Genomic DNA, 3,487 nt, shown 5'->3' with positions numbered 1-3,487 from the left:
TATCGCCCCCGACCCCGAAGCGGAGGTCTGGGGCGTGCTCTACCGCATGACCCGGCGCGACATGGTCTGGCTGCATTCGACCGAAGGAGTGCCGGGCTGGCGCTATTATGCCGTCTGGCTTGACGTGGAGGATCGCGACGGCAACAGCCTGCGGGCCTTCAGCCTGATCGCTGACGGCTTGCCGGAGGATGGGAACCCCTCGTTGCGCTACATCACCCTGATACGGGAGGGTGCCGTTCAGCATGATCTGCCCGACCACTGGATCGAAAAGCTGAATGCCGTGCGGCACGCCGAACCGCGCCGGCAGGCGCAAGAGGGGCCGCGCTGAACCGCTCCTCCTTGCTCCCCTCTTTCCGGCAGCTCAGTCCGCGCCGTCTTTCGTGGTGATGCGCGGATCGAGCGCATGGCCGGAGGCCGGACCCCGGAACGGTTGAATGAGCATCCGGTCGGCCCACAAATCCCGCGTGGTGCGAAACTGCTCGATCCCGATCTCCATCTCGCGGTGCCCCTTGGCCGGCTGATCGATATAGGTGCCCAGCAGCCTGTCCCACCATGGCAGGTTGAACCCGTAGTTCGAATTGGTTTCGCGCGGGTCGATTGAATGGTGCACGCGGTGCATGTCGGGGGTGACGACGATCCATCTGAGCAAGCGGTCGATGGGCCTGGGCAGGTCGATGTTGGCGTGATTGAAAAGGGAGGTCGCGTTCAGAATGACCTCGAACAGCAACACGGCGAAGGCGGGCGGGCCGAGCGCCGCGACGACCGCCAGCTTGATCACCATCGACAGCAGGATTTCCACCGGGTGGAAACGCAGACCCGTCGTCGCGTCGAAGTCGAGGTCCGCGTGGTGCATCCGGTGCAGCCGCCAGAGGCCGGGAACGGCATGGAACATCACATGCTGAAGATAGATCGCAAGGTCGAGCAACAGTATCGACGCCAGTGCTGCAAACCAGACGGGCACATCCAGCGCGTTGAACAGACCCCATCCCCGATCTTCGGCGATGACCGCAAGGCCGACAGCAAGGATCGGCAGGCTGAGGCGCAGGATCACCGTGTCAATCACCACGAAGGCCAGGTTGTTCGACCAGCGGATCACGCGGGGAATCTCCTGCCGCCGCCGGGGTGCGGCGACCTCCCACAGGACCATGGCAACAAGGACGCTCAGGAAGGCGGAGAGGCGGATCAGGGGCTCGGCGGCAAGAAACGTGTCGGTCATGTTTTGCCTTTCCGGGGTCACGACCCGGCAAACGCTACCACCGCTGCATTCGCCGTGCCAGCCAGAAGGCGCGCCCACGGATTGGCACCGCCTTTAGGCTCTTCCGGTTCCGGCAACGGATCACAACTTTGCAAGAGCACCCGGCGGCGCTTGAAAATAGCGGCTCAGGCTTAATTATGCTTGGTACCCTGTGTCTTGTGTGCCCGAGAGGATAGTTTCCGATGAACAACCCCAAACTTTTGCCGCTGGCGCCCAGCGAAGCGATGAGCCTTTTCACCACCACGCGCGCCCGGACGCAGGCACTGGCCGCACCGCTGAGCCCCGAAGACACCATGTTGCAAAGCATGGAAGATGCCTCTCCCGCGAAATGGCATCTTGCCCATACCACATGGTTCTTCGAAGAGTTCATCCTGAAGCCGCGGGTGGCTGACTATACCTCGCCCGATGATCGTTTCGCCTTTCTTTTCAATTCCTACTACACGCAGGCGGGGCCGCGTCATGCGCGCGATCGCCGGGGGCTCGTCTCCCGCCCGGATGGCGAGGCCGTGCGCGGCTATCGCGCCCATGTGGAAGACAGCCTCGACCGGCTGATGGATGCAGACCGCGACGATGCCGAGGACATCGCCGCTTTGGTCGAGCTTGGCTGCCACCATGAGATGCAGCATCAGGAGCTTCTTATCACGGACCTTCTGCACGGTCTCAGCTTCAATCCGCTGCTGCCCGCCTACAAGGACCCGGAACCGCTCGCCGTGACATCCGAGGTACCGCTGACGTTCAAACGCCACCCCGGCGGGCTGGTCGAAATCGGCCATGACGGGGAGGGTTTCGCCTATGATTGCGAAGGCCCGCGCCACAAGTCCTGGCTGGAGCCCTTCGAGATCGCCGAGCGGCCCGTCACCAACCGCGACTGGATCGCCTTCATGGAGGACGGCGGCTACGGCGATACGCGCCTGTGGCTGATGGAAGGGCACGCGGTGGCCAGCAAGGAAGGCTGGGAACATCCCCTCTACTGGTGGTCGCAGGACGGCGAATGGTGGACGTACACGCTGCGCGGGCCGCAGCCCGTTGCTTTGGACGCCCCCGTCGTTCATGTGAGCTACTACGAGGCGGAGGCCTTTGCCCGCTGGGCCGGGGCCCGGTTGCCGACCGAAGCGGAACATGAGGTCGCATTCCGCGATACGCCTATCCAGGGCAACCTAATGGGCGAAGCCGGTTCGATCGGCGCGCTGCGTCCGCTGCCCGGCCCAGGCATCTGGGGCGATGTCTGGGAATGGACGGCGTCCGACTTCGCGCCCTATCCCGGGTTCCGCCCGCCGGAGGGGGCCCTGGGCGAATACAACGGGAAATTCATGGTCAACCAGCGTGTTCTGCGGGGCGGGTCCTGTGCCACGCCGAAAGAGCAGTTGCGCGCGACATACCGGACGTTCTTCTACCCGCATCAGCGCTGGCAGATGATGGGCCTGCGTCTGGCCAAGGACGCGGCCTGATCCGGCTGTCGCCCTCTGATCGCTGAGGGTTCGGGGTTTTGTGGCGGGCGCGCGTTCCATGCGCCCGCGCAGGGCGGCGCGTGATCTGCCCCTGTACTTCCGACGAAATGTACCTCCTGCTGCGTGGATCATCCGCGGCGGGAACATGATCGTTGTGTCATACCGCAATAGCTGTACTAATTCCGCGCAGGGGCCTGTCTGCCGGAAAGTGTCATGCATGTGTCACACGGCGGGGATAGCCAAAGGCCACCTTGGCGGGAACGCGTTCCGATGCCGGGCCATCGGCCTGCCGTTCTGGCGGGGGGATGGGCGGCTGGCGGTGCACGTCCACCTGGCCGATCAACAAGGAGTACGACATGAAAACGACAATCTTTCTTTCCGCATCCGCGCTGGCGCTTTCTTCTTTCGGGGCCCAGGCCGAGACGCTGCGCCTTTTGACCTGGGGCGGTTACGCGCCCGAGAATGTGATCGAGATGTTCGAGGCCGAAACCGGACATACCGTCGAAGTCACCAAATCCAACAACGAGGAAATGATTGCCAAGCTGCGTGCGACCAACGGCGGCGGCTTTGACCTTGCCCAGCCCAGCCAGGACCGGATCGCCGGGCCGCAGATCGAATTCGGCATCTACAAGCCGCTCGATCTGTCCAAGATCGACGCAAGCCAGTTCATCCCCTCCATGCTGGAAGCCACCAAGGCCAATACAACGGTGGACGGCGAGGTCTACGGCGTGCCGCATGTCTGGGGCACCTCCGGTCTGGTGCTGAACACCGCCATGGCGGGCGA

General features: G+C 63.7%; 5 protein-coding genes. 3 read left to right on the top strand and 2 right to left on the bottom strand.

Translation table 11 applies throughout. From position 1 onward, the window contains the following. Window positions 1-328, top strand: a 328-nt coding sequence (locus A3764_RS05095; RefSeq protein WP_201722401.1) for a gamma-glutamylcyclotransferase, incomplete at its 5' end; no start/stop codon positions are given. A 33-nt stretch (window positions 329-361) separates the two neighbouring features. Here the strand turns inward: A3764_RS05095 and A3764_RS05090 are convergent. Next, entirely contained in the window at window positions 362-1,216 is an 855-nt protein-coding gene (locus A3764_RS05090; RefSeq protein WP_067925078.1) for a sterol desaturase family protein, read from the bottom strand. 221 nt (window positions 1,217-1,437) lie between these two features. Here A3764_RS05090 and egtB point away from each other — a divergent pair, with 221 nt between their 5' ends. Next, entirely contained in the window at window positions 1,438-2,703 is a 1,266-nt protein-coding gene (egtB, locus tag A3764_RS05085) for an ergothioneine biosynthesis protein EgtB (protein WP_067925081.1), read from the top strand. A gap of 211 nt (window positions 2,704-2,914) precedes the next feature. Here egtB and A3764_RS25080 read toward each other — a convergent pair whose 3' ends face one another. Further along, window positions 2,915-3,061, bottom strand: coding sequence for a hypothetical protein (locus tag A3764_RS25080; RefSeq protein WP_161487200.1), 147 nt, complete (start codon window positions 3,059-3,061; stop codon window positions 2,915-2,917). Here A3764_RS25080 and A3764_RS05080 point away from each other — a divergent pair. Further along, window positions 3,060-3,487 (top strand): extracellular solute-binding protein (locus A3764_RS05080; RefSeq protein WP_150122075.1); only part of this gene is annotated, 428 nt, incomplete at its 3' end. The two genes, A3764_RS25080 and A3764_RS05080, sit on opposite strands and share 2 nt — an antisense overlap.

The organism is Sulfitobacter sp. HI0129 (assembly GCF_001635395.1).
Classification (GTDB): Bacteria; Pseudomonadota; Alphaproteobacteria; order Rhodobacterales; family Rhodobacteraceae; genus Sulfitobacter.
This window is presented reverse-complemented; position numbering and strand designations above follow the sequence as displayed.